This window comes from Mesorhizobium sp. P2_F5 (assembly GCF_056403715.1).
Map to the genome: position 1 here is coordinate 18,894 of NZ_JBFUEY010000033.1, position 25,252 is coordinate 44,145.

Sequence of the window (25,252 nt, forward strand, 5' to 3'; positions counted from 1 at the left end):
TGCCGGGCCGCTGGGCTTCAAGCTTCGCTTTTGCTGCTCTTGGCCTGTTGCCGGTTGGCAGGATCCTTGCCATGCCCGGCGACAACACGGTCGCGCCCGTCTGCCTTTGCCTGGTAGAGCGCGCGATCCGCGGCGTTGACGATCTCCGCCCATGACGCCCCAAGCTCCGGAAAGGCAGCCACCCCGAATGACGCGGTGATGGTGCCAAGCGTGCGGCCGCGATGCGCGAGATGAAGCTGCTTGATTGCTTTCCGCAGCCCCTCGGCCCGCTCGACGCCGTCTGCCAGGGAAACCGCCGGCATCATCAGGGCGAATTCCTCGCCACCATAGCGTGAAACCACGTCACTTTCCTTGGCATGGTCGAGCAGCGTACCGGCGACCTGCTTGAGCACGAGATCGCCGGCCTCATGGCCGAACGTGTCGTTGAACTGCTTGAAATGATCGACATCGAGCATGATCATCGCCAGCGGCTGTTGGGAACGCTCCATGCGCCTCAGCTCACGACTGCTTGTCTCCTCGAGGTAGCGACGGTTGTAGAGCCCTGTGTTCGGATCGCGGATCGATTGTTGCCGCAACGTTTCTCGCAGGCGCAGATTGGCGAGCGCCAACGCCAGCGTATCGACGACGCCGCGCAGAATCTGTTGCCGCTCGACCAGCCAGTCCGGATTGTCCGCGGCATCAGGCTCGCACAGATGCACAATGCCAAGCGTTTCCCCCTGCGCCGCCAGAGGCATACAGACATAACCGCGGCCGCCATTTTCGGTGATGTGGTTGCAGCGTGGCGTCAGCATGCCGGGGCCGGCGACATGCTCCTGGCCGCGCCGCAGCGCCCAGCAATCTTCCGGCGCAAATTGGCCAACGCTTGAACGGATGGCGCCCCAATGCGCCATTTCCTCGACTAGATTGCGCGAGGCGCCGGTCAGATGAACGGTTCCGCTCAACCCGTCGAAGACGTCGGGCATAGCTGAACCGACGACGGAAAACGCCTCCGGAAAGGTAACGCATGCCTGCAGCAATTCGCCGAGCTTGACCAGGCGTGTCGTGGCCTCCGATGTTACCTTCAGTTCGCGGTTGAGCACCGCCAGTTCCTCGGCGCGATCGTTGACCGCGCGTTCGGCGCGACGCAAGCGTTTATTTCGACCACCGCTTTGCAGCTGCCTTCTTGGCAATCTCGGCGCGCCGCTCTGGCGTCATGTTTTCGGCGCGCTTCTTGCCGCCCTTCGCACCAAGCGCGTTGGCGGCAGGGTCTTTGCCATCGTCAATCACGTCGTCGGCTTCCTCGCCGGTGGCGATGCGCATGACGCGGACAGCATTGCCGATCACATCGGCGGGGCGCTTCTGGCCTTTAGGTCCGGTCGGCATCTTCTACTGCCCAACTACGGACGCCGCTGGCCGCGCCGACGTGATAGGATCGGCGTGACGTAGAACGATCCTCCACACGCCATCCTCCCGCCGGAAGATAGTGGTGGTCCGAAGCGCAATCGGCACCAGTTTATCGGCGCCGCCAACCTTGGATTGGACCCGCTCGATCTCCATGATATAGCCCAAGTCTGCCGTCGCGTACTCGGCAATTCGCTCAAACCCGATGACCTCGCCATCTCGGTAGTTGGTGGCAGCTCGATCCATGGTCTCAGCAGCTTTTGTCCATCCCTTGGCCGGTGGACCGAACGGGTTCGCGATTATCACGTCAGCGCGTCGCGAATAGAGGCTTTTCAGGGGCTCAGGATCGCCCTTAACAAAAGCACCCACAGCCAGATGATCCTGTTCGATGACTTTCGTTAGGTCGGACGCCAACATTCCAATGCCCATCAAATTTGGTTTTCCCAAACCAAATCATACCGCATCGGAAGGGCGAGAGCGAGTGGCGCGTAAAGGCCGCCCGATTTCAAACTGAGACACTACCCAAATCCGCACGGCGCGTCAGGAAACCGTCAACCTCGTAAATTTGATATTAAGGTGAGAGATCCGTGAATACTCCCGATACCACGCGCTCCGTTGCGAACGCCGAAAAATTCCCGCCTTGACTTTCCCGCCCTCGCGCCCGACTTCCTAGCGCAACAGGGCGACAGCGCACACGCCGATCGCTCTGAATTTTTGAGCCTGCCGGAGATCCCAAAGCCCATGTCAGAGCCCCGTCGATCGACGATCGATGCCGGAGAAGTCGAACGCTTCTCGGCACTTGCCGCCGAATGGTGGAACCCGAACGGCAAATTCCGCCCACTGCACAAGTTCAACCCGGTGCGGCTGGCCTATATCAGGGACCAGGTGGCGGCGCGCTTCGGCCGTGATCCGCGGGCGGCGCGGCCGTTCGAAGGCCTGCGCTTCCTCGACATAGGCTGCGGCGGCGGGCTGTTGTGCGAGCCGATGGCCAGGCTTGGCGCCGAAGTGGTCGGCGCCGACGCATCGGCGACCAACATCGAGGTGGCCAAGCTGCACGCGGCCGAAGGCGGCGTGACAGTGGATTACCGCGCAACGACCGCAGAGGACCTTGCCGATGCCGGCGAGAAATTCGACGTCATCCTCAACATGGAAGTGGTCGAGCATGTCGCCGACATCGACCTGTTCATCGGCAAGTGTGGCGAGATGGTGAAGCCCGGCGGCATCATGTTCGTGGCCACCATCAACCGCACACTGAAGGCGCTCGGCCTCGCCATCATCGGCGCTGAATATGTGCTGCGCTGGCTGCCGCGCGGCACCCATCAGTTCGGCAAGCTGGTGCGGCCTGAAGAGCTCGAAAAGGCACTGGGCAGTGCCGGCATGACCACTATCGACCGTACCGGTGTAATCTACCACCCACTCGCCGACCGCTGGCAGCGCTCCAAGGACATGGACGTCAACTACATGGTTCTGGCCGAGAAAGGGTCGGTCTGAACCCTTACGCCTTCTGGCCCCTCATGCTTGCTGGCCCCGAACGCTTGCTGGCTTGTGCCTTGGTGGTGATGATCACGCCGATGGTGACGATGACCGCGCCGGACCAGGTCAGCAACTGGTAGTTCTCGCCGAGAAAGATCGTGCCGGCAAACAGGCCGACCGCCGCCGCCACATAGCCGATCTGGCTGAGATAGACCGGGCCGCCCACGGCCTGCAGCCGGAAGAAGAAGGCAAACATCGCCGCGGCCGACGCCACCTGCGCGACGACGACCGGCGGCACGCCGCCGAGCGGGGCGAAGGCGCTGACGCCGAACAGCACGAGAATCCCGATCAGCAACAGCGTTGCCGAAGCCAGATGGCTGCCGACCGCAAGTTCGATCGGACCGGTGCCTTCAGGCCAGTCGACGGTGCGGTAAATATTGCCGGCAGCAAGGCTGACCGGAATCAGCAGCCCGATCACCACCCAGAAGAAATCAGCCGGCTGGCCGGCCTCGCCGCGCGTCACCGCCACCATGACCGCGCCGATGAAGCCGACGGCGATGCCTGCGACGCCGAGCATATTGGGCCGCCGGACGCCAAGCAGGATCGAGAACACCAGCGTAATGACCGGCGACAGCGTGAACATGATGCCGGTGTAGCCGGCCCCGAGATGCGGGATGGCCGAAAACATCAGCAGGTTGGGCGCGGCATAGGACACGGCCGCGGTGATGAAGAAATAGCGCAGCCTGTGCGGGGTGAGCCGCATGCGCTGGCCGCTGGCGAGCAGCGCGCACAACAGAACGCCGCCCGCGCCGAACGAGATGACGAAGGCCCAGACCATGGCCGGAACGCCGGCCGCCGTCGCCAGCTTGCCGAACGGCAGCGTCAGGCCGAGCAGGCCGCCGGTGACCACCAGAAGACCGAGCGCCGATTCCCAGAGAAATTTCATCGGATGGTCCCGTCACTCATTTGCGGCATGTGGCACTTGCAAAATTTGGCGCTTGCGGCACTCGGCCGGTCCTGTATCTTGAGGTAACATAGCGCAAAGATTCTTAACGTCAAGATATTTAACGGTGAGACAAATGGATCGCGCGGCGAAGGCGGTCGAGCAGTGGAAACGGGAACGGCCGGACTTGGACGTTTCACCGATGCTGGTGCTCGGGCGATTGAACGAAGCCTCGTCGCTGGTCGCCCGCGAACGCCTCGCGCCGCTGTTCGCCCGCTTCGGACTCCAGGCCGGCGAGTTCGACGTGCTGGCGACGTTGCGCCGATCCGGCCAGCCTTATGCGCTGACGCCGACCGCTCTCTACGAGGCGACGATGGTGACATCGGGCGCCATGACCAACCGGCTCGACCGGCTGGAAAAGGCCGAGCTTATCCTGCGCGGCCCCCACCCCAACGACCGCCGCGGCATTGTCGTGCAATTGACCGAAAAGGGGCTCGCCTTGATCGATGAGGCCCTCACCGCCCACGTCGCCAACGAGCACGAAATCCTCGCTAGCCTGACCGGCAACGAGCGGGAGACGCTGGCTCAGTTGCTTGGCAAATTGATCGACAGCGCGAGCTGATCGCTCAGTTTCGCTCGTCCGGAAAACTCGGGATCGGCATGAACTCGACGCCGTCCTCGGCCAGGCTCTTGGCTTCGTCCAGCGTCGCCTCGCCATAGATGCCGCGCGCATCGGTTTCGCCGAAATGGATCTTGCGCGCTTCCTCGGCGAACTTGTCGCCGACATAGTCGGCATTCTCGCGCACCTTCTCGGCCATCGCCTTCAGCTGCGCCAACGCCTGCTTCTGGGCTTCGCCCATGGCCAGCGCGATTGTTTCCTGCTTGCGCGCGGTGGAGACAGCCGGCGCCATCAGCGCCTTTTGCACCTTGTGCGAACCGCAGGTCGGGCAATCGACGAAGCCACGCTTCTTCTGCGTGTCGAAATCGTCATTGCTGCGAAACCAGCCCTCGAACTCGTGCTCATGCTCGCAGATCAGGGCAAAGCGGATCACGAGGCCGCGCCCCTGAGCCGGGGCGCCTCGGCCGTGCCCGCATTGACGGCAAAATCGCGCGCGTTCTTGAGATTGGGGATTTTTTTGCGCGCGGCCGAAGACTGCGCCGTGTCGATCTCGGCGACGATTACGCCAGGCTCGGCATGCGCCGCCTCGGCGATGATGCGACCCCACGGATCGACGATCAGCGAATGGCCATAAGTCTCGCGGCCGTCCTCATGCAGGCCGCCCTGGGCCGCGGCAACCACATAGGCGCCGTTCTCGATGGCGCGGGCCCGCAGCAGCACGTGCCAGTGCGCCTCGCCGGTCTGGCGGGTGAAGGCGGCAGGTACCGACAAAAGGTCGGCGCCGGCCAACGCCTCGGCGCGGAACAACTGCGGAAAGCGCAGATCGTAGCAGACGGCAAAGCCGAGTCTCGCGCCATCGATGTCGGTGACGACGGCCTCGGTGCCTGGCTCATAGGCAGCGGATTCGCGCCAGCTCTCGCCATTGTCGAGATCGACGTCGAACATGTGGATCTTGTCGTAGGTGGCGAGCGTGGCGCCGTCGGGGCCAAACAGCAGCGCCCGATTGGCGAGCTTGCCGTCGGCGCGCAGGATGGCGGTCGAGCCGATATGCAGGAAAACGCCGAGCTCCTTCGCCAGTTTACGCGCGGTCGCAACGATGATGTCCTTGTCTTCCGAGGTGAAGGAGGCAGCCCGGGCTTCCTTGTCGCGGATCAGCGCGCCGGTCATTTCCGGGGTCTGGATATAGCTAGCACCCAGGCCTGCCGCTTCGCGCACCAACCGTTCCAGATCGACCGCGTTGCGCTCGGGGCTCTCGCCTGAACGCATCTGGATCGCCGCCGCCTTGAAAACACCCATCGTCATGCCCTCTGTGTCGTCGAGCCGTTGGCGAGCAGCCTGTCCAGCTGCCCCCGCGCCTCCAGTTCGTGGAGTTCGTCGGAACCGCCGACATGCGTGTCGCCGATGAAAATCTGCGGAAAGGTGGTTCGCCCGTGCGCCCGTGAAATCATTTCATGGCGCAGTTCCGGCGAAAAGGAAGCGTCATGCTCGGTGTAGGCGACACCCTTGCGGTCGAGCAGCCGCTTGGCTGCCGCGCAATAGCCGCACATCATGCGGGTATAGATCGTCACATCGAGCATCTGTTAGCAATCCTGCCTTTCCCTGACCTTATATAGTCGCGGACTCGTCGGCCCGAAAGTCCCCCGGCAGGACGCGCGCGAAGGTCAGCACGTCGACCGCTCCGGCGCCGCCCTTTTTCAATGCCTTGGCGACCGAGCGCACGGTGGCGCCCGTGGTGTAGACATCGTCGACCAGAAGCACGCGGCGGCCCGCGATCTCGATTTCCGCTTCCGTCGGCACACGGAAGGCGGCACGCACATTGTCCTCGCGCTCCTGCCGCTCCAGCCCGACCTGCTGGCGCGTAAGCTTGACGCGCCGGACCGCCGAGGGCGAGAAAGGCAGCCCACCGAGTTGCGCTACCGCCCTTGCCAGTTCCGCCGACTGGTTGAACTGCCGCCTGAAAAAGCGCCGCCAGTGCAGCGGCACCGGCACGACGACATCGGCGTCCGCGATCAGTTCGGCGCCGGCGCGCAGCATCCAGCGCGCCATCCATGGCGCGAGATCGGTGCGGTCCTGGTATTTCAGCCCTTGCACCATCTGGCGGGCGACGCCCGAATAGGCAACGGCCGCTCGCGCCCGCTCGAAAGGCGGCGGATCGGCAATCGCTTCGGCCGACAGAAACCCCTCGCCCATGTCGTGGGTGAATGGCGTGCCCATCACCGCGCACCATGGCCGCTCCAAGAGCCTGAGCTTGGGCCAGCAGGCGCCGCATAAAACGCCGGGCTGAGAGACATGCCTGCGGCAGCCGGCACAGACCGGCGGGAACAGCACCCGCGCCGGCCAGTCCAACATCGCCAGTTTCAACATGGTTTGAGCGAGGCTCTTGATCTCCATCACCGGATCGGCCACGTGCTTTGTCGTCCGCGCCACGATATCACAAGGCGGACAAACAGGGATGTTGCCTTGCAGCCCATTATCGATACAGAGCTCTGGCTGGTACACAAGCGCCGGGCATTGGGCCATCCCGTGGCCGGCGCCGATTTTCTGATGCGGCGGGCAGCGGAAGATCTCGCTGACCGGCTGGGCGCGGTCGAGCGCAAATTCGGCAAGGCCGCCGTGCTGTTTTGCCAGACGCCGGACGCAACGGACGCGGTTGCTGCAAGCGGCAAGGCTGCGGAGATCGTGCGCGTCGAGGCCGACGCAGCATTTCTGGACGGCCGGCCAGGGCTGGTAGCACCGCCGGAGACCGTGCCGTTTCCACCGGAAAGCCTGGACCTCGCCGTATCGCTTCTGTCGTTGCAGGCGATGAACGACATTCCCGGCATGCTGGTGCAGATCCGCCGCGCTCTGCGGCCCGACGGGCTTTTCCTTGGCGCCTTCGCCGGCGCCGGCACACTTTCCGAACTGCGCGAAAGCCTGCTCGCCGCCGAGACCGAGCTTTATGGCGGCGCCAGCCCGCGTGTCATCCCCTTCACCGATGTCCGCGACGCCGGCGCACTTCTGCAGCGCGCCGGCCTGGCGCTGCCGGTGGCCGACGTCGAAACGGTGACCGTGCGCTACGACACTCTCTTCGACCTCACTGCCGATCTCAGGGCCATGGGCGAAACCAGCGCGCTGACCGATCGCAACCGGCGGCCGGGTACGCGAAAGCTGTTTGCCCGTGCCGCCGAAATCTATGCCGAACGCTTTTCGGACGCCGATGGCCGGATCAGGGCAAGTTTCTCTGTTGTCTGGATGTCGGGCTGGGCTCCCGATGCCTCGCAACAAAAGCCCTTGAAGCCAGGCTCGGCGAAGGTCTCGCTGAAGACGATCCTGGAAAATCCCGGCGGGTGACGCCGCTCCGGATCATTGCTCGGCGAAGGCGTTGGCGAGCTTGCTGTTGGTGTCGCTGAACAGAAACTGGATCGCATTGCTGACCTTGCCGATGCCGCCGACGATGGCAAGCGACAGCACGGCGACGATCAGGCCATACTCAATGGCCGTGGCGCCCGTTTCGTCTTCCAAAAATCGCTGCAACAATGTTTTCATGATCGTCGATCCCTCTTGTCACGACCATACCGCCGACCTGTTAAGAAAGGTTAACGGCACAAGCTTAACAGGCGATGAAACGGGGCCTGCGTTAAGGAAATCAATAAGCTTTTGTTGACCTTCTTCGTCAGCAGTCGCCGCTGCGCCGGCCGTCGGCGCGGATGATGCAGACCGAACTGGGTGAGGGCTGCAGCACGCTTCTGCGCAGCGTATAGGTGGCGCGCGAGCCGACGGAGCCGGTGCTCATCGTGTCCAGGCCGCTTGCAAGAGCATCGCGGCTGGACGATCGCGTCTGTTTGTCGAGGAGGGGGACCGCGATCAGGGCCAGCGCCACCGCGGCCGAGCCGAACAGCAGCGTGATGCGCAATATGCCCATGCCGGCATTGGCGGCACGAAAGCTGCGATCCGGCCGGATCGAGTCCCATTCCCTGTCGAGGCTCATGCAATCGCTCCCGGCGAATCCGCTTTGCCGCAATTTTTCATGACGAGATAAATCTTCCATTAACGCTGGCTAAATCAGGCCGGCGAAATGGCTCTCCTCACAACAGGTCGATGAGGAACTGGATCAGCGGCGCGTCGGCCGGCGGCATCGGGTAGTCGCGCATCTGCTTTGGCCGCACCCATTTCAACGCCTGCCCCTCTTTCGGCTGCGCGATACCGCGAAAGCGGCGGCAGACGAAGAGCGGCATCAAGAGATGGAAGTCATCGTAGGAATGGCTGGCGAAGGTCAGCGGCGCCAGGCAGGGTATGTCGGTCTCGATGCCGATCTCTTCCTGCAGCTCGCGGATCAGGCATTGTTCCGGCGTCTCGCCGGGCTCGACCTTGCCGCCGGGAAACTCCCACAGGCCGGCAAGCTGTTTGCCTTCGGGCCGCTGCGCCAGAAGCACGCGGCCATCGGTATCGACCAACGCGCAGGCGGCGACCAGGAGCAGGCGTTTGCCGGTGAGTATCTGGCTCATGCGCCCGGCGGCCGGCGATAGTGGTAGCGATAGACTTCCTCGAAGCCCAGCGAGCGATAGAGCGCCAGCGCCGGCGCGTTGCCGGCCTCGACCTGCAGCCAGGCCTCCCGCGCCCCGCGCAGCCTGGCCCATTTCAGCGCCGACAGGATGAGATTGCGGCCATGGCCCTGGTTACGCACCGACTTGTCGGTGGCGATCTCGAACAAGCCAGCAAGATCGCCGTCATGAACGCAGATCAGCACCGCCAGCGGATCGGCCTCGTCCTCGAGCGCAAACAGCCCGACCTCCGGCTGAATGGCGCCGATGATTTCCGAAAGACCCGGCCGCAGCGATGCATCCGAGCCGCTGACCTTGAGCGACGCACCAAGAAAGCGGCTGATGTCCTTCAGCGGTATCTGGTCCATGGCCGGTGCCAGCTGCGCGTCCGCCAGCGGCAGCCGCATCACCAGCGATTCGTCGAATGTGCTCCAGCCCTCATTGTCGAGATGCCTGGCCAGGTCCGGCCCCGACAGCGGCGAGATGCGGAAAGTCAGCGGCCTGCCATAGGCGTCGAAGCGCCGGCTGGCGCGGCCGATGCGCTCGGCAATGTGCTGGGTGTCGCCGGGATCGAGCGGGTTGACCGAGTTCAGCCGCTTGGCCGGATGACCGGCCGTAAGCCGCACCACCCAGGTGCCGTCATAGTGGACGGCCGCCGCCGGCCAGGCGCGAAAACCCGCCGCCTCGTAGCGGCGCACGATGGCGAGCATGCTTGCCGGATGCCTGGAAGCCAACTCCATCAGCTCCGGTAGTCGCCATTGATGGCGACATATTCCTTGGTGAGGTCGCAGGTCCACACCGTCGCCTTGCCGCGGCCGATGCCGATATCGGCGCGGATGCGGATGTCGTCGCGCTTCATATAGGCCGAGGTCGCTTCCTCGGAGTAGCCGGGGTCGCGTTCGCCCTCATGTGCCAGCCGGTTGTCGCCGAACCAGATCGACAGAAGGTCGCGGTCGGCCGGCTCGCCGGCCTTGCCGACAGCCATGACGACGCGGCCCCAATTGGCGTCCTCGCCGGCCACCGCTGTCTTGACCAGCGGCGAATTGGCAATGGACAGCGCGATGCGCTTGGCCGAGCGCGCCGATTTCGCGCCAGTGACGGTGACTTCGACCTGCTTGCGGGCGCCCTCGCCGTCGCGCACCACTTGCAGCGCCAGCGATTTCAGCACCTTGCCAAGCGCGCGGCGGAAGGCGCCGAGACGCGCGTCCTTGGGATCGCTGATGACAGGCGCGCCGCGCTTGGCGGCGGCACCGGTGGCGAACAACAGCAGTGTGTCGCTGGTCGAGGTGTCGCTGTCGACGGTGACCGCGTTGAAGGTCTTGGCCGTGCCGCGCGACAACAAATCCTGCAGCACTGGGGCGGCGATCGGCGCGTCGGTGGCGATGAAGGAAAGCATCGTCGCCATGTCGGGCGCGATCATGCCGGCGCCCTTGGAAATGCCGTTGATGATGACATCGGCGTCGCCGAGCTTGACCGTCGCGGTTGCCACTTTCGGATAGGTGTCCGTGGTCATGATGGCCTTGGCCGCCTCCGTCCACAAATCCGGCTTGCCGTCCTTGACCAGCCCGGCCAGCAAATGGCTGAATTTGGTCGTGTCGAGCGGCTCGCCAATGACGCCGGTGGAGGCGAGGAACACTTCGTCTGGCGTGCAGCCGGCGGCCTTGGCTGCAGCCTCGCCGGTCAATTGGGTGGAGGCGCGGCCCTTCTTGCCGGTGAAGGCGTTGGCGTTGCCGGAATTGACGACCAGCACCCGCGCCTTGCCGGCGCCAAGGTTCTGCCGGCAGAAATCGACAGGCGCCGAGGGGCATTTCGATTTCGTGAACACGCCGGCGACAGCGGTGCCGGCATCGAAGACCATGGCCAGGAGGTCGGTGCGGTTCTTGTATTTGATCCCGGCCTCGGCGGTGGCGATGCGTACGCCCTCAATGGCAGGCATTTTGGGGTATTTCTTCGGCGCGAGCGGCGAAATCGTTGCGAACATTGGAGACCTCGGGCGACGGAAAAACGCTGGGGAAGGCCGGTTTGCCCGATACCACGGCCCGGCGCAAGGGCGTTTTCGTCGCTTCGGGCGCCGGTACCAACCCGTGATTAAGCTTGCATTTCAAATCCGTTGGCGTCGGCGCAACCTCTGGCGTTATGATCGGTGCATGGGCAGGCTGGTGATCTTGGCGGTGGCGTTTATGGGGCTTTTGCTCCTGAGCGCCGATGCGCAGCCGGAACGGCGCGTGGCGCTGGTCATCGGCAACGGCACCTATGCCGAAGCCGGCACGCTCGCCAATCCGGTCAACGATGCGCTCGACATTGCCGGCAAGCTGCGCTCGATCGGCTTTGATGTCATCGAGGGCAACGACCTCGGCAAGCGTGAGCTCGAACGCAAGATCGGCGAATTTTCCGATGCGCTGGAAGGTGCGGGCGTTGGGCTGTTCTACTACGCCGGCCACGGCCTGCAGGTCGAAGGGCGCAACTACATCGTGCCGGTCGACGCCCGGCTCGACATGCCGGTCAAGCTGCAGCTCGAAGCCGTGCCGATCGACGAAGTCCTCGACATCATGGAGCAACAGACCAACGTCAGCCTGGTGTTTCTCGATGCCTGCCGCAACAATCCGTTTGCCCGCAGCCTGAGCCGCACCGCCACGACACGCTCGGCGACGGCGCTCGCCGGCCTGGCGCAGTTCGATTCGACGCGCGGCTCCTTCATCGCCTTCTCGACGGCGCCGGGTGCTGTCGCCATGGACGGCACGGGGCGCAATTCGCCGTTTGCCGCCGCCCTGCTGCGGCACATGGCCGAACCTGGCCAGAGCATCAACGACATGATGATCGCGGTGCGCCGCGACGTGGTTTCCGAAACCCGCGAGGGCCAGCGCCCCTGGGAACAGGGTTCGCTGCTCGAACGGTTTGAGTTTGTGCCTGACGGCGTGGCTGCCGCGCCGCCGCCGGCCGTTGCGCCGGCGCCCTCCAGCCAGGTGGCAGCGCTCGAACGTTCCGTCGGCGACGACAAAACCTCGATCGAGAAATTCCTGCGCGACGACTATCTGGCGCCGGACACCCGGGACATTCGCGAAGCGGTCAATCGGGTTTACGGGCCATCCGTCACCATCTTCGGCAAACCCTACGACACCGAGGCGCTGGTGAAGGCGAAGGTCGACTGGTTCGCGCAATGGGCCTCATGGTCGCTCGGCCTTGAACCCGGCAGCCTTCAGGTGAACCCGCATGGCGAGGGTGGAGCGGAAGTGGTCTTCAAAATGAGCTACGACTATGAGCCGAAGGACAAGTCGACGGCGCATTATACTGGCAAGACACGCGTCACGCTCGAACTCTTCAAAGCAGACGGCGGCTGGCGCGTCGCCTCGGAGACGCTGGCAGCGATGCAATGAGCATCATTGGGCGGTAAGCGCGCGCCGCACCCGGCATGCGCCGTGCCGCGATCAGCGACGATTAAGTTCGACAAACCAGGGCACTTCGACAAAACGGCCCGTTTCGTTTGACCGCCAGGCCACCTATATTGCCGGCGAAGTAGTTGGCGAGGACAGACATGGGCGAGGATCCGGCGCGCAGATCGATCGGGGCGCGACGCAATCCCGACAGCGCCGAGGCCATTCTCGAGGCCGCGGAGGCGGTGCTGGTCGAGGCCGGCTATGCCGGTTTCTCCATCGAAGCCGTAGCGCGACGGGCGCGCGCCGGCAAACCCACGATCTATCGCTGGTGGCCGAGCAAGGCGGCCTTGCTGCTGGAGGTCTACAAGCGGCAAAAGCGCGTCGCCGTCCCCGATACCGGCAATCTCGAAGACGATCTCGTCGGTTTCCTTCAAAACCTCTTCTCGCACTGGCGCGACACGTCCTCGGGCAGCGTGTTCCGGTCGTTGGTGGCCGAAGCGCAGTCGGATGAAGCAGCGGCCGTGGCCCTGACTGGCTATGCCGATGGACGTCGGTCCCACACCGCCCGGATCATCGAGCGCGCCAAGGCGCGAGGCGAGGTTGCGGCCGATGTCGATGCGGCGCTGGTCGCCGACCTCGTGGCTTCCTATGCCTGGAAACACCTCTTGACCAACCGTCTCGACGAAGATGAGGCGGTAATCCGTGTCACCGTCCGCTATCTGATATCAGGCATCTCCCGCAATTGAAAAGGGCGCCAAACGGCGCCCTTTTGCATGCTTTCGATGCCGGCCTTACTTGCCGGCTTCCATCGTGTCGACGGCCTTCTTCAGATTGGCGTCGGGGATTTCCACCTTGGCGGCGCCGCGCAGCTGCTTGACCAGCGCGAAATACTTGTCGCGGATGACCGCCTGCTTGGCCTGGTCCTTGACGTCGTCGAACGCCGGCGGCTGCTTGACGCGCTTGTCCTCGAGCTTGATGACGTGCCAGCCGAACTGCGACTGCACCGGCTCCTTGGTGTATTTGCCGATGTCGAGCGCGAATGCCGCCTTGTCGAATTCCGGCACCATCTGGCCGGGTCCGAACCAGCCGAGATCGCCGCCATTGGTCTTGCCCGAGGGATCGCTGGTGTGCTCGTTGGCGAGCTTCTGGAAATCGGCGCCGCCGTCGAGCTGCTTGATGATCGCCTCTGCTTCTTCCTTCGTCTTCACGAGGATGTGACGGGCATGAACCTCATTGACCGGCGGCGTGCTGGCGATTTCCTGGTCGTAGCGGGCACGCACCTCGGCATCGGTGACCTTGTTGACGACGCCCTTCTCGACCATCTCGCCATGCAGCGCGCGTTGCTGCAGGAACGCCATGCGGCGCTGGAAATCGGGATCCTTGTCGAGCCCGGTGGCGACCGCCTGGGCGGCCATGACGCGGATCTCGATGGCCGCCGAAAGGGCGGCGGCGCGCCGCTGCTCAGGCGGCAACTGTGCGAACTGCTGCGACAGCTCACCCTCGGCAAGCCCAAGGTCCGCCTCGGTCAGCTTCTCGCCATTGACGGTGGCGACGACCGCGTTGGGATCGACGGGAGCGGCCGCCGGCGCTGCGGCATCGGCCGGGGCGGGAGCGGCTTCCTGGGCCATCAGCGGAGACAGCGACAGGGCCGACAGGCCGAAGGCCAGGCCAAGGCTGGCGAGCGACGCACGGCGAAACAGTAAGGACATCAAGATTAACTCCAAGGGGGATTGGTCGGGCTTGCAGATCAGCCGGATTGTGGCGGAATTTGGCGCTGCCCATAGGGCTAACGCGGCGTTGACATCAGTTGAGCCCCCTCTTATCTGTCCAACGACTTTGCGTCCAGAACCGTTTTCCGGGCGCTTTTTGCGTTTGTCCGCGTTTCACGCGGAATTGATGGGGCCGGCCGGCGCTCATCTCAAGATTGAGAATTCTATCGAAAGGACCATTGGATGGTCAGTCTCGGCGGTCTCGCCCGTAAGGTTTTCGGCTCCTCAAACGATCGCCGTGTCAAATCGACCCGGCCGCGTGTCGAGGCGATCAACGCCATGGAAAACGAGATGCGGGCGCTGTCCGATGCCGAGCTGCAGGCTCGCACGGAGAAATTCCGCCAGGACATCGCCAACGGCGCCACGCTCGATGACCTGCTGGTGCCGGCCTTCGCCACCGCCCGCGAGGCGGCCCGTCGCGTGCTCGGCATGCGCCCGTTCGACGTCCAGCTGATCGGCGGCATGGTGCTGCACAATGGCGGCATCGCCGAAATGCGCACCGGCGAGGGCAAGACCCTGGTCGCCACCCTGCCCGTCTATCTCAACGCGCTCGCCGGCAAGGGTGTCCATGTCGTCACCGTCAACGACTACCTCGCCACGCGCGACTCCGAATGGATGGGCCGCGTCTACAAATTCCTCGGCCTCTCGGTCGGCGTCATCGTCCATGGCCTGTCCGACGAGGAACGCCGCGTCGCCTACGCGTCCGACGTTACCTATGCCACCAACAACGAGCTCGGCTTCGACTATCTGCGCGACAACATGAAATACGAACGCGCCCAGATGGTGCAGCGCGGCCACAATTACGCGATCGTCGACGAAGTCGATTCCATCCTGGTCGACGAGGCGCGCACGCCGCTGATCATTTCCGGTCCGCTCGAGGACCGTTCGGAAATGTACAACACCATCGACGCCTTCATGCTGCAGCTCAGCCCGGCCGACTACGAGATCGACGAGAAGCAGAAGACCTCGATCTTCACCGAGGAAGGCACCGAGAAGCTGGAAAACCTGCTGCGCGCGGCCGGCCTGCTCAAGGGCGAGTCGCTCTATGACGTCGAGAACGTCGCCATCGTCCACCACGTCAACAACGCGCTCAAGGCGCACCGACTGTTCCAGAAGGACAAGGACTACATCGTCCGCAACGACGAGATCGTCATCATCGACGAGTTCACCGGCCGCATGATGCCGGGACGCCGCTATTCGGAAGGCCTGCACCAGGCGCTCGAAGCCAAGGAGCATGTGGCGATCCAGCCGGAAAACCAGACGCTGGCGTCCGTCACCTTCCAGAACTATTTCCGCCTATACAAGAAGCTGTCCGGCATGACCGGCACGGCGCTGACCGAGGCCGAGGAATTCGGCAACATTTACGGCCTCGAAGTCACCGAAATCCCGACCAATCTGCCGGTTATCCGCAAGGATGAGGACGACGAGGTCTACCGGACGGTCGAGGAGAAGTACAAGGCGATCGTCAAGGAGATCAAGGAAGCGCGCGCCAAGGGCCAGCCGACCCTGGTCGGCACCACCTCCATTGAAAAATCCGAGCAGTTGGCCGAGCGCCTGCGCAAGGAAGGTTTCAAGGATTTCGAGGTGCTGAACGCCCGCCATCACGAGCGTGAGGCGGCCATCGTCGCCCAGGCCGGCAAGCCCGGCGCCATCACCATCGCCACCAACATGGCTGGCCGCGGCACCGACATCAAGCTCGGCGGCAACGCCGAGATGCGCATCGAGGACGAACTGGGCGACATGCCTGCAGGCCCCGAGCGCGAGGCGCGCGAAAAGGAAATCAATGCCGATGTCGAGCGCCTGAAGGACAAAGCGCTGGCCGCCGGCGGCCTCTACGTGCTTGCCACCGAGCGCCATGAATCGCGCCGCATCGACAACCAGCTCCGCGGCCGCTCCGGCCGCCAGGGCGACCCCGGCCGTTCGAAATTCTTCCTGTCGCTGCAGGACGATCTGATGCGCATTTTCGGTTCCGAGCGCATGGACGGCATGCTGCAGAAGCTCGGCCTCAAGGAAGACGAGGCGATCATCCATCCGTGGATCAACAAGGCGCTGGAAAAGGCGCAGAAGAAGGTCGAGGCGCGCAACTTCGACATCCGCAAGAACCTGTTGAAATACGACGACGTCTCGAATGACCAGCGCAAGGTGGTGTTCGAGCAGCGCATCGAATTGATGGACGGCGAAGGCCTGTCCGAGACGATCGCCGAAATGCGCGAAGGCGTCATCGAGGAGATCGTCACCAAGAACATCCCCGAAAACGCTTATGCCGAGCAGTGGAACGTCGCCGGCCTCAAGGCCGAGGTCGCCGAATTCCTCAATCTCGATCTGCCGGTCGAAGACTGGGTCAAGGAAGAAGGCATTGCCGAGGACGATATCCGCGAGCGCCTGACCGAGGCCGCCGACGCCGCCGCCAAGGAGCGCGCCGAGCGTTTCGGTCCGGACGTGATGAGCTATGTCGAACGTTCGGTGGTGCTGCAGACGCTCGACCATCTGTGGCGCGAGCACATCGTCAACCTCGACCATCTGCGTTCGGTCGTCGGCTTCCGCGGCTACGCCCAGCGCGATCCGCTGCAGGAGTACAAGGGCGAGGCGTTCGAGCTGTTCCAGGCGCTGCTCGGCAATCTGCGCCAGGCCGTCACCGCGCAGTTGATGCGCGTCGAACTGGTCCGCCAGGCCGCCGAAGCGCCGCCTCCGGAAGCGCCGGACATGTTCGGCAGCCACATTGACGGCACCACTGGCGAGGACGACTTCCAGGGCGGCGAAACCGCACTTCTGGTCCGCCAGGAGAGCAACGCCATCGTCGCTCCCGAAGACCGCGATCCGAACAACCAGGCGACCTGGGGCAAGGTCGGCCGCAACGAAGCCTGCCCCTGCGGCTCCGGCAAGAAATACAAGCACTGCCACGGCGCGTTTGCCTGAAGGGCGTGACTTTCGATTGATAGGTCGGAGGGACAGCGCCCCCCTCTGTCCTGCCGGACATCTCCCCCACATGGGGGGAGATCGGCAGCTTCACTGACAGCGCTTTTTTTCAACGTTGGTGATTGGCGAAAGCCGAAATGATGTCCAATCTCCCCAGATGTCCGGCAGGACAGAGGGGGGCGCGAAGGATCGCCGACCTCTCAGTTCACCCTTCCGAACAAGCTTCTCACAACAACCCAGAATCGCGCGCCGCCGCCGTGGCTTCGCCGCGCGACACAGCGTCCAGCTTGCCCAATACTGCCGAGACGTGGTGATCGACCGTCTTCGGCGAAATCGTCAATTGCTCGGCGATCCGCTTGTTGGACAGGCCGCGTTCGATCAGTTGCAGCACCTGCATCTGGCGCAAGGTGAGGCCGGCCAAATTGGCGCGCGTCGAACGGCGCGGCCCGCGGGCGATGCCGCCAATGCCGTTCTTGCGCATGATATCGCGCAGGCGCTGGGCAGCCGGCCTTGCCCCCAGGCCGTCAAAGATATCCAGTGCCAGCCGCTGCCCCTCTTCATCCCCAAGGATCAGCGCCAGCCCCCGTTCGTATGGCGCATTCAAGTCGGCCCACAATGCCGAAGCCGAACGCCAGTCGCCGGTCAAAAGCAGCCGGTATGGTGTGGCCATGTCGGCAGTATCGACGGCCGCCATGTCGGGAGCGAGCAATGTTCGCCACAGCGCCAGCTCACCGACATGGGCGCGTGAGCGCACCGGCGTCTCGGCGCGGGCGATCAGCGCCAGCGCCTCTTGCCTGTCGGCCAACCCCAGCCATGCCTGCTCCGCCATCAGGGCCGCGTATGAACTCAGCATCTGCAGGTCTGCACCACTGCCGACGAACCGCGCCATTTCGGCAAACAGCGGCTCGGCCGAGGGATCGCCGCGCCTCAGGCGCAGTTTCGCCAAAGCCAGCAGCGCCGGGAAGCGGCCCACGGTCGTTGTCCGCTCATTGTCGATGACCTCGGTCGCCGACGCGGCGGCCTCGTCCCATTGGCCCTGGCGGAGTTGCACGTCGGCCAGCATGCCCCTGAGATAGTCGCGCCAGGTGCCGAGGTCGTTTTCGGTGCAATAGTGGATGCCGCTCTCGAGAACCGGACGTGCCGCGTCGTAGCTCATCTGGGTGATCTCGAAACAGGCGCGATTGGTGAAGGCACGCGCGGCATGTTCCTGGAAATTGCCCTGCAGCGCGATCTCAAGGCTTTGGTCGAGGCGCTGGCGCCCGGCGGCCGGATTCAGCCATTGCTCGACGCAACCGACATTGTTGAGCGCATGCGAGGCGATGTCGGGCCGGTTCATCCGCTCGGCCAGCGCCGCCGCCTTCTCGCCATAGAACAGCGTGTCCTCCACCCTCTCCGACAGCATCGCCAGGTGCGACAGGTTCGAATAAGCCATGGCGAGTTCCGGCCCGGCAGGAGCCGCTTCCAGCATCGCCACCGCCTCGGCGCCGAAGGCGGCGGCGGCCGCGCGGTCATCGCCCATTTCGCTCAGGCGGGAAAGCCATCTCAGGCTGTCACCCTCCTTCAGCCTGTTGCCGTCAGCCCGATGCAACCTGCGTGCCTCTCCCTGCGCTGCCAGCGCATCGTCGATCTTGCCGATGAGATGGCACTCGAAGGCATAGCTTTCGTAGAGCGCGGCGCGCTCCAAGACCGGCAGGCTGTCAGCCTGCCGCAAGGCGATTTCATAGTAGCCGGCGGCATCGCGATGGGCGCCGACGCGCGACGCCTCGCGCGCGGCGATCGGCGCAAGTTCACGCACCGCCGCCAGATTGTGGGCCTCAACCGCATGATGCACCAGGCGGCCGGTGGAGACGTCGCCATTTTCGAGCAGCGCAGCCAAGGCGCGCTGGTTGAATTGCCGCCTGTGTGAGGTCGTCAGCATCATTTCGATGGCGCGCCGCGCTATGTCATGGCGAAAGGCATAGCCGTCGCCGAGGTCGTCGAGCAGGCCATTGGCGACGCATTCGGCCAGCTGGCCGGCGCTGGCGACGCCGCACAGGCCTTGCAGGGCCCAGGCGTCGGCGCGGCGCGGAAACACCGACACCGCGTCGAGCATTGCCCGCGCGCCGGATGACAACCGCTCGGCCCGCGCCAGCACCGCGTCACGCACGCTTGCCGGCAGCGCCATTTCGTTTTCGGCCGACAGCAATTCGGTGACGAAGAAGGCATTGCCGGCGGTCGCCCGGTAGATGGCATCGCCGTCACGGCCGGCCGCATCGGCAAGCGACAGCACGGCCGCCTCGCTGAGCAGCGGCACCTCGATACGCGCCACGCTGCCTGCCGGGATTTCGCCCAGTGCGCGGCGCACGCGCATCTGTCCTTCGCTGCGGTCGGTGCGCGCCGTGAGCAACAGCAGAATCTGGGTGTTGACGATACGCCGGCCGAGGAAGCGCACGAAATCGAGCGTCGCATCGTCGGCCCAATGCAGGTCTTCGATCACGAGCAGGCTCGGTCCTTTCGCCGCGAAGGCGTCGAGCGCATCGGAGAACAGCGGCAACCTCTGCCCATGCCGAGCGTCGATCGCGCGCGGCAGCGCCCATTGCGCCTCACGGGCCAGATCGTAGAGCGGGCCCAACGGGTCGGGGATCGACAGGTCCTCGCAAGCGCTGCGCAACGTCGCCGCGCTCTGCCCGACACGGGCCGCGAACGCCTCGACGAGCGCCGTTTTGCCGGCGCCTGCCTCCCCCGCCAGCACCGCGACGCGGCCATGGCCGCCGATTGCATCGCCAAGCAAGGTCTCCAGCTGCTGCAGCTGCGTCTGCCGTTCCAGAAGCATCATCATCGTCTCGTATGATCGGAGTTTTCCCACCATGGCGGGCCGCTCACGATAGCCCGTGAAGAAAGCGCCGCAATGTGACTTTGCACACATTGCCGTGCCTCTTTCCACAACGAACGATGCCAACATAGGGAATCGTCCCGCCCAATATGGGGAATCGTTCCGATGCGCGGCCCGGGCCGGCGTGGTCAACGTCCAGCAGCGCTCCGATCGAGCGTGAACCAATGGAAAAGGAAGCCTTCCATGCCTCGCTATCTGATTGAACGCACATTTCCGGACGGCCTCAACATACCGATGACCGACATCGGTGCCACCGCGGTGGGCGGCGTCGTCATGCGCAATGCCGAAAAGGGCGTCACCTGGATCCAGTCCTTCGTCACACCCGACAAGAAGCGCAGCTTCTGCATTTACGAAGCACCCTCGCCCGAAGCGATCCGCAGCACGGCCCAGAAAAACTCGCTGCCGGTCGACAAGATCACGGAGGTGCGGGTTCTTGACCCTTACTTTTACCTCTGATCACGCAAACGGCTGGAACGGCGATGAGCATCAAGCTGCCTCTCTCGGCAATGGTAAACTGTCTGACGGGCTGCCGGACGGTGAAGCCGCAACTGTCGTGGGAGAGGCCGGACGGCCAACCTCCGTGCTCGGCCGTCTACGGCGGTTCGCGGCGAAGCTGCCTTCATATCTGTCTGAAAGGCGGCGCCTGCCCCCGGAAGGCGACTATCTGAGGCGCGATATCGGGCTCTCGGAGTGCGAGGTCCCGCAGGAATATTGGCAGTATTACTTTTGGGATCGTTGATTTTGCTCGACTTTTAGCGGCAACCGGAAGCTCGACAACCGGAGCCGCATGACCATCGCATGGAACCGGAACGGACAAGCTCGTTCCCCCAATCCCTAAACCAACGCCGCTGGCGTTTCGGCAGGCCCGATCGGTCGCCGTCGCCCCGAGCGTCAACAAACGGACGGAAGACCATGACCATAACTCTTTGGACGACACGCTTCGCGGCCCTCGCCGCCATCTCGATCGCGGCCGGCGCAGCCGCCCAGGCACACGACGCCAATCCGCTGGCCGAAAAGGTGCGCGCCGCCAACAGCCGCTTCGAAAATGTGGCAGCCGCCACAGCCGAAGGCTATGCGCCGATCCCTTGCGCCAGCGGCATCACCGGCGGCGCCATGGGCATCCACTATGTCAACGGCGCCTATCTCAAGGACGATGCCGTCGATCTCGCCAAGCCCGAGGCGGTGATGTACGAGCCGATGGCCGACGGCAGCCTGAAGCTGATAGCGGTCGAATACATCACCTCGAAGGGACCGGCCTCGCTCGAAGGCCAGCTGTTCAACTTCAACAGCGCCCCCAACCGTTATGGCCTCGGCCCGTTCTACGAACTGCATGTCTGGGCCTGGAAACAGAACCCGACCGGCGCCTTCGCCGACATGAACCCGCACGTGTCGTGCGACGCGATGAAGGGGATGTGACCTTCCCCATGTGACACCTCTGGCACCCGGTGCCTGGCCTTCCCCCTTGGCGGGGGGAGGGGCGAGCGCAACGTCGACCGGCTCCCCAGTCTTCCCCGGCGTTCGCTCGCCTTTTTTGTGCCTTCTCCCCGTTTCACGGGGAGAAGGTGCCCGAAGGGCGGATGAGGGGCAGCGCCAGCGTTGGCGAGTACCGATCTCTCACCTTCGGGGGCATGGCCAGTAAGCGGGGGGGAAGTGAAGGGGCCTTAGGAATTTTCCGTATCTCGGCCGTCAGGTTCTTTAGCAATGCCTTTGAACGGACCCTCGGTTTGCTTCACTTCCATCAACTGGCCTGTCGTTTCGTCGCGTTTTTGCCAAAGTCCATCCGGCCGCTCGAATTGCGTACGCTCCCTTACAGCGCCGCGGCGAAATCCATCACCCGTATTCTTTCCCATTGCCATCTCCAACGTGTTGGCCTGCGAATCGCAGACCTTACCGTAACGCTAGCAAATGTTCCGGCTTCGTTCCAGAGCAAGCGTGCTGTTTGGATTGAATGACTACGCCGCCTTCAGCCGCACCATTTCGGCTTCGAACTCAAACTTCAGCTGTGCGGCTTCCTCCTCCGGCAGCCAGAGCACCATCTGGGGCACGATCTTTCGGTAGAGTCGGGTACTGTCCTGATCCCAAGGAAGCGTCTCGGCACTGCGCGCCTCGGCGATAAGCTTGTGCAATCGCGCGCGTACCCGGTCCGGGTCGCCGTGATAATAAACGGTCGGCGCATCTTCGTCGAACAGCTCGGACTGTTCTTCGGCGCCAAAAAGGTCGAGTTGATTTCTTGCCATATCCACGAGACGCAAGGTTCTGCCTGACTCGGACTATGCCTCATCCCGTTTTCTGAAGCGACCATTCGATATGGGCTTATCCCCGTATTCCTGACGCAGCCTGTCAGTTGACAGTCTCAGAGCCGCTGGCGAGTGCTGACTGCAGATGGGTAACTTTGATGAGTTCCGCACTCAGGATGCACTCCATGAGATCAGCCTGTTTTGGCTCCAATGCGACCAACCGGCCGAGCACATTGAGCAGATCAATTAGGTCCGACGTATATTCTGCGAGCCAGTGTTCCGGCTGGACAAAATCGAGTGGAGATGGCGGTCGCTTATCGCCGATCTGTGGTCGCGAGCGGTCGCGCTTGCGGTAGCTGAACCAGTGCCACACCACCCGCTTACCGGAGACTTCATAATTCCACATCTCCGGCGAGACATTGTCGATGAAGCCTTTGCCGATATGAAGTCGGCGCTTCACTGGATCGTACTCCATTATATCGGGTAGCGGCTCCGGTGCTCCGGGGATCGCGCCGCCAGCAGGAACTGTAGGGGCGGAGTTCTTGGCCAATCTGGGTGGCGCCTTCGGTCGGCCGACTGAAGAATCGGAAAACCGCTCGCCATACGTGTACAACCAAATCACCTCACGGCCCACCGCCACAGCTTCTGTGAACAACGCAGGGTCCGCCGTCAGCGGAACACGAAGACCTGGCTGGGCGAGATCGGACAGGAAATGTTTTGTGAAGGCCGGATGTGCCATCACCGCTGCCAGATAGGCTAGTACATCTTCCGCTGACACCGGATGACCGAAGGTGTCCGCGAGGAGTCCGAGTAGTTTTTTCGGAATATTCGGCTGTTTCGCAGCTGCGTCGTGCCAGAGTGGATGCACACGCCCGCCAAAGGAACCCTTGTAGTGATCGTAGTCTGGGACATAACCCGTGAATGTAATTGCCGGTCCTGACTTTGGTGATGCCCGGTATAAGCCCATAAGATAAACTTGATTGTTCGAATGCGCGTTCCACAGCGTCGGGTTTAATTGATTTACCACTCGAACGTCTGGAATAATCCACTGACGATCCAATGTCCTATAGCCATAGCGGATTGGATTTACTACAGAATCCTGGTCGGAGATAATCGGTTCTATTCGATGTTCATGGCCTCTGATGGCATCCTTCACAACTTTGCGAATATGCTTGTCGCCCGGTACACCGTCACGAAGATGAGGGTGGAATTTCTGCTCTTTTCGACCCGGATCAGTCTCTGACGTTAAACTTTCCCACCTACTACCGAGCGAAAGCGAATCCGGTGCTATGATCCACGTTCTACCTGGCTGAACACCAGAGCCGTTATATGTAAAGAATTCACTGAGATGCGGAAAAGTCGACCATGCCCCCGTCGCTGCCGGAGAGAACGGGTCGCGCCAACCAGAGAGACAATCCTCCCAATCCGTGCCATCGAACGAGAGCTTTTTGAGCGCCTCGAACTTTTCTTCGCGGCCGCCATTTGGCAAGGCGTGAAAGCGAACTCGCGCCGGCTTGCTCTTGTCCTTGCCGAGTTGCTTCGCGGCTAGGACGATACATACTGGCTGCTGTACTCCCTGAAAAATGCGCGTCGGTACATTTGGCTGATGCCCTTCCGGCGAGCAATCCACTACCCAGATTTCAGAGCAGGTGCGCCGGAGATCATCGCGCATCTTCTCGAAACCGGGACCGTTGAGAAACCCAGCTACGCTGATGAAGCAGACTATGCCTTCCTCGTCCTTGTCGGGAAAACCTGTTGCAGCAAGGCGCCCGGTTCCGAAAACTTTCCACGTCGCCCAGCGCCAGAAATAGATGTAGAGGTTCTTCAAATGCTTGCTGTGCGCGCCCACACCCCATACCGGTGGCGGCGTCCACCAGTCCATGGGTGCGAACAGCTTACCGCCGGAGCCCGCTTCAATCCAACCGCCGCGCCCCTTAGCCTTTTCCTTGTAGGGCGGATTGCCAATAACAACAGTGATGTCTCGAGTTTTCTTGATCGTGTTAGCGTCGCGCCGCGATTTCGCGATGGCACCGACCTGCATCAGTGGCTCTTCCTCGATGAAAGGATTACCGAGCGTGTCGGTAATAAACAGCTTCATCTCCGGCAAATGCGACGGCTCGCCGGCCTTGGGCTTTATCAGTGCCTGCATTTCAGCGATCAGCCGTAGCTGCGCTACAGCGAACGGACCGAATTGAAGTTCAAAGCCGATGAGCCTTTGTGCCGCCGCCTCAATGGCGCCACGCACAGCGCCTTCACCCTGATCGTTGGCCACCGTCGAAGCGATATGGCGCAACACGCCGAGAAGAAATGTGCCGGTGCCGACGGCCGGGTCAGCCAGCGTAACATCGGTGGACGCCAGTCCGGCGTGACGCTCGAACAGCGGACCACGCAAGGTCTCATCGACTAGCCGCACCATCGCGCCGACCACTTCAGGCGGCGTATAATAGGAGCCGGTCTTCTTGCGCAGCGTGTTGTCGTAGACCTCTAGGAAATCCTCGTAGAAATACAGCCAAGCTTCCGGTTTGTCTTTGCTGATCGTGTGCCAGTTCACCTCATTGAGGACGCGAGCCAGCGTTTGCAGCGATGTCTTCAAGGCCTCCTGGTTGGCTTCGTCATCAGTCAGCAGTCCGAGCGCCGTTCCGATCAGAGAATTGGTCTTTCTCAACTCGTAAGCCGCTTGGTGGATGCCGGCGGCGAGCGGAATGTCTAGGGCTCGTGCAACAAGAAGTCCGAAGGTTACCGCTTGCGCATAGCCATCAGCGAATTGCGCGTCATCGGCTTCAGGAAACAGAAGCTTGCGCCAGTCTTTGGCCAACGCGGTCAATCCCTCGCTACCACGGCTCATCTGCTCGACGACCTCATCGCGCAAAAGCCGGCAAAGCCGCGCGGAGACTTCCGCGAGCCGCCGCGCATTCGGCGGCGCTATGGGCGCCCAGGTCAGAAAGTTATTGATGAGCGGAAGAAGACTGTCGGGCGCCGACAATTTGGCACCCGAAGAGACAACGTCACCCTCTAGGAGCCTGACTCTGTAATGGGACCCGCCGAGGCGATCTGGGTCGGCAGGGATTCTGGCGTGGATGACAGAGTGCGTCCGATCGAGCCGCGGTTGTGTCACAATGATCAGGCCGGTGTCATCGATCTTTGTGCTC

The 25,252-nt window shown here is 63.1% G+C and carries 26 protein-coding genes; 8 read left to right on the plus strand and 18 right to left on the minus strand.

Going from position 1 to position 25,252, the window contains the following annotated elements:
* Window positions 1-17: 17 nt before the first annotated feature.
* From AC1DYO_RS29485 to AC1DYO_RS29495, 3 genes are read right to left on the minus strand one after another with little or no spacing between them, the layout of a single operon-like run.
* The gene (locus AC1DYO_RS29485; RefSeq protein ID WP_477267902.1) at window positions 18-1,127 is read right to left on the minus strand and encodes a diguanylate cyclase; all 1,110 of its coding nucleotides are present in this window, start codon (window positions 1,125-1,127) and stop codon (window positions 18-20) included.
* Between the two features lie 4 nt (window positions 1,128-1,131).
* Complete coding sequence (locus AC1DYO_RS29490; protein ID WP_477267903.1) at window positions 1,132-1,362, minus strand: RNA-binding protein; 231 nt, start codon at window positions 1,360-1,362, stop codon at window positions 1,132-1,134.
* 3 nt (window positions 1,363-1,365) lie between these two features.
* Window positions 1,366-1,809, minus strand: a complete 444-nt coding sequence (locus tag AC1DYO_RS29495; RefSeq protein WP_477267904.1) for a YybH family protein — start codon at window positions 1,807-1,809, stop codon at window positions 1,366-1,368.
* Window positions 1,810-2,121: 312 nt separating this feature from the next.
* Between AC1DYO_RS29495 and ubiG the strand changes: the two genes are divergently transcribed.
* A complete protein-coding gene (ubiG, locus tag AC1DYO_RS29500; RefSeq protein ID WP_477267905.1) occupies window positions 2,122-2,871 on the plus strand; it encodes a bifunctional 2-polyprenyl-6-hydroxyphenol methylase/3-demethylubiquinol 3-O-methyltransferase UbiG in 750 nt (249 codons plus the stop codon).
* A 4-nt stretch (window positions 2,872-2,875) separates the two neighbouring features.
* Here the strand turns inward: ubiG and AC1DYO_RS29505 are convergent, their stop codons facing one another.
* Window positions 2,876-3,799: a DMT family transporter gene (locus AC1DYO_RS29505; RefSeq protein WP_477267906.1), complete on the minus strand. Its 924-nt coding sequence runs from the start codon at window positions 3,797-3,799 to the stop codon at window positions 2,876-2,878.
* A 133-nt stretch (window positions 3,800-3,932) separates the two neighbouring features.
* Between AC1DYO_RS29505 and AC1DYO_RS29510 the strand changes: the two genes are divergently transcribed.
* Window positions 3,933-4,418, plus strand: coding sequence for a MarR family winged helix-turn-helix transcriptional regulator (locus tag AC1DYO_RS29510; RefSeq protein ID WP_477267907.1), 486 nt, complete (start codon window positions 3,933-3,935; stop codon window positions 4,416-4,418).
* A 4-nt stretch (window positions 4,419-4,422) separates the two neighbouring features.
* Here the strand turns inward: AC1DYO_RS29510 and AC1DYO_RS29515 are convergent, their stop codons facing one another.
* From AC1DYO_RS29515 to AC1DYO_RS29530, 4 genes are read right to left on the minus strand one after another with little or no spacing between them, the layout of a single operon-like run.
* Entirely contained in the window at window positions 4,423-4,848 is a 426-nt protein-coding gene (locus tag AC1DYO_RS29515) for a DUF1178 family protein (RefSeq protein WP_181061955.1), read from the minus strand.
* Window positions 4,845-5,711 (minus strand): carbon-nitrogen hydrolase family protein, encoded by an 867-nt coding sequence (locus AC1DYO_RS29520; RefSeq protein WP_477267921.1) that lies wholly within the window; start codon window positions 5,709-5,711, stop codon window positions 4,845-4,847. The genes AC1DYO_RS29515 and AC1DYO_RS29520 overlap by 4 nt, the downstream gene beginning before the upstream one ends.
* 2 nt (window positions 5,712-5,713) lie before the next feature.
* Window positions 5,714-5,992, minus strand: coding sequence for a glutaredoxin 3 (gene grxC / locus AC1DYO_RS29525; protein ID WP_477267908.1), 279 nt, complete (start codon window positions 5,990-5,992; stop codon window positions 5,714-5,716).
* A gap of 28 nt (window positions 5,993-6,020) precedes the next feature.
* Window positions 6,021-6,806: a ComF family protein gene (locus AC1DYO_RS29530; protein ID WP_477267922.1), complete on the minus strand. Its 786-nt coding sequence runs from the start codon at window positions 6,804-6,806 to the stop codon at window positions 6,021-6,023.
* A 69-nt stretch (window positions 6,807-6,875) separates the two neighbouring features.
* Between AC1DYO_RS29530 and AC1DYO_RS29535 the strand changes: the two genes are divergently transcribed.
* Window positions 6,876-7,745 (plus strand): methyltransferase domain-containing protein, encoded by an 870-nt coding sequence (locus AC1DYO_RS29535; RefSeq protein ID WP_477267909.1) that lies wholly within the window; start codon window positions 6,876-6,878, stop codon window positions 7,743-7,745.
* Between the two features lie 12 nt (window positions 7,746-7,757).
* On the opposite strand, the gene AC1DYO_RS29540 is transcribed toward AC1DYO_RS29535, so the two are convergent.
* The 5 genes from AC1DYO_RS29540 to argJ all read right to left on the minus strand — a co-directional run bounded on the left by AC1DYO_RS29540 (window position 7,758) and on the right by argJ (window position 10,916).
* Window positions 7,758-7,940, minus strand: a complete 183-nt coding sequence (locus AC1DYO_RS29540; RefSeq protein ID WP_477267910.1) for a Flp family type IVb pilin — start codon at window positions 7,938-7,940, stop codon at window positions 7,758-7,760.
* 127 nt (window positions 7,941-8,067) lie between these two features.
* Window positions 8,068-8,382, minus strand: a complete 315-nt coding sequence (locus tag AC1DYO_RS29545) for a hypothetical protein (protein WP_477267911.1) — start codon at window positions 8,380-8,382, stop codon at window positions 8,068-8,070.
* Between the two features lie 97 nt (window positions 8,383-8,479).
* Window positions 8,480-8,899, minus strand: a complete 420-nt coding sequence (gene mutT, locus AC1DYO_RS29550) for an 8-oxo-dGTP diphosphatase MutT (protein WP_181061950.1) — start codon at window positions 8,897-8,899, stop codon at window positions 8,480-8,482.
* The gene (locus AC1DYO_RS29555; RefSeq protein WP_181061974.1) at window positions 8,896-9,645 is read right to left on the minus strand and encodes a GNAT family N-acetyltransferase; all 750 of its coding nucleotides are present in this window, start codon (window positions 9,643-9,645) and stop codon (window positions 8,896-8,898) included. Before AC1DYO_RS29555 ends, mutT begins: the two co-directional genes overlap by 4 nt.
* A 29-nt stretch (window positions 9,646-9,674) precedes the next feature.
* Window positions 9,675-10,916, minus strand: a complete 1,242-nt coding sequence (gene argJ, locus AC1DYO_RS29560; RefSeq protein WP_477267912.1) for a bifunctional glutamate N-acetyltransferase/amino-acid acetyltransferase ArgJ — start codon at window positions 10,914-10,916, stop codon at window positions 9,675-9,677.
* A gap of 166 nt (window positions 10,917-11,082) precedes the next feature.
* Between argJ and AC1DYO_RS29565 the strand changes: the two genes are divergently transcribed.
* Both AC1DYO_RS29565 and AC1DYO_RS29570 read left to right on the plus strand, forming a co-directional pair.
* Complete coding sequence (locus tag AC1DYO_RS29565) at window positions 11,083-12,309, plus strand: caspase family protein (protein WP_477267913.1); 1,227 nt, start codon at window positions 11,083-11,085, stop codon at window positions 12,307-12,309.
* A gap of 158 nt (window positions 12,310-12,467) precedes the next feature.
* On the plus strand, window positions 12,468-13,055 hold the full coding sequence (locus AC1DYO_RS29570) for a TetR/AcrR family transcriptional regulator (RefSeq protein ID WP_477267923.1): 588 nt from the start codon (window positions 12,468-12,470) through the stop codon (window positions 13,053-13,055).
* Between the two features lie 45 nt (window positions 13,056-13,100).
* Here AC1DYO_RS29570 and AC1DYO_RS29575 read toward each other — a convergent pair whose 3' ends face one another.
* The gene (locus tag AC1DYO_RS29575; RefSeq protein ID WP_477267914.1) at window positions 13,101-14,018 is read right to left on the minus strand and encodes a peptidylprolyl isomerase; all 918 of its coding nucleotides are present in this window, start codon (window positions 14,016-14,018) and stop codon (window positions 13,101-13,103) included.
* A 243-nt stretch (window positions 14,019-14,261) separates the two neighbouring features.
* Here AC1DYO_RS29575 and secA point away from each other — a divergent pair, with 243 nt between their 5' ends.
* Window positions 14,262-16,994 carry a preprotein translocase subunit SecA gene (secA, locus tag AC1DYO_RS29580; protein WP_477267915.1) on the plus strand — a complete coding sequence of 911 codons (2,733 nt, stop codon included), beginning with the start codon at window positions 14,262-14,264 and terminating at the stop codon, window positions 16,992-16,994.
* 226 nt (window positions 16,995-17,220) lie between these two features.
* Here the strand turns inward: secA and AC1DYO_RS29585 are convergent, their stop codons facing one another.
* A complete protein-coding gene (locus tag AC1DYO_RS29585; RefSeq protein WP_477267916.1) occupies window positions 17,221-19,809 on the minus strand; it encodes a helix-turn-helix transcriptional regulator in 2,589 nt (862 codons plus the stop codon).
* 240 nt (window positions 19,810-20,049) lie between these two features.
* Here AC1DYO_RS29585 and AC1DYO_RS29590 point away from each other — a divergent pair, with 240 nt between their 5' ends.
* Complete coding sequence (locus AC1DYO_RS29590; RefSeq protein ID WP_142866399.1) at window positions 20,050-20,322, plus strand: DUF4242 domain-containing protein; 273 nt, start codon at window positions 20,050-20,052, stop codon at window positions 20,320-20,322.
* Between the two features lie 456 nt (window positions 20,323-20,778).
* Window positions 20,779-21,282 (plus strand): hypothetical protein, encoded by a 504-nt coding sequence (locus tag AC1DYO_RS29595; protein ID WP_477267917.1) that lies wholly within the window; start codon window positions 20,779-20,781, stop codon window positions 21,280-21,282.
* 245 nt (window positions 21,283-21,527) lie between these two features.
* Here the strand turns inward: AC1DYO_RS29595 and AC1DYO_RS29600 are convergent, their stop codons facing one another.
* The 3 genes from AC1DYO_RS29600 to AC1DYO_RS29610 all read right to left on the minus strand — a co-directional run bounded on the left by AC1DYO_RS29600 (window position 21,528) and on the right by AC1DYO_RS29610 (window position 25,086).
* Window positions 21,528-21,716 carry a hypothetical protein gene (locus AC1DYO_RS29600; RefSeq protein WP_477267918.1) on the minus strand — a complete coding sequence of 63 codons (189 nt, stop codon included), beginning with the start codon at window positions 21,714-21,716 and terminating at the stop codon, window positions 21,528-21,530.
* A 102-nt stretch (window positions 21,717-21,818) separates the two neighbouring features.
* Window positions 21,819-22,118, minus strand: a complete 300-nt coding sequence (locus tag AC1DYO_RS29605; RefSeq protein WP_477267919.1) for a hypothetical protein — start codon at window positions 22,116-22,118, stop codon at window positions 21,819-21,821.
* 88 nt (window positions 22,119-22,206) lie between these two features.
* Entirely contained in the window at window positions 22,207-25,086 is a 2,880-nt protein-coding gene (locus AC1DYO_RS29610) for a type ISP restriction/modification enzyme (protein ID WP_477267920.1), read from the minus strand.
* Window positions 25,087-25,252: the final 166 nt, after the last annotated feature.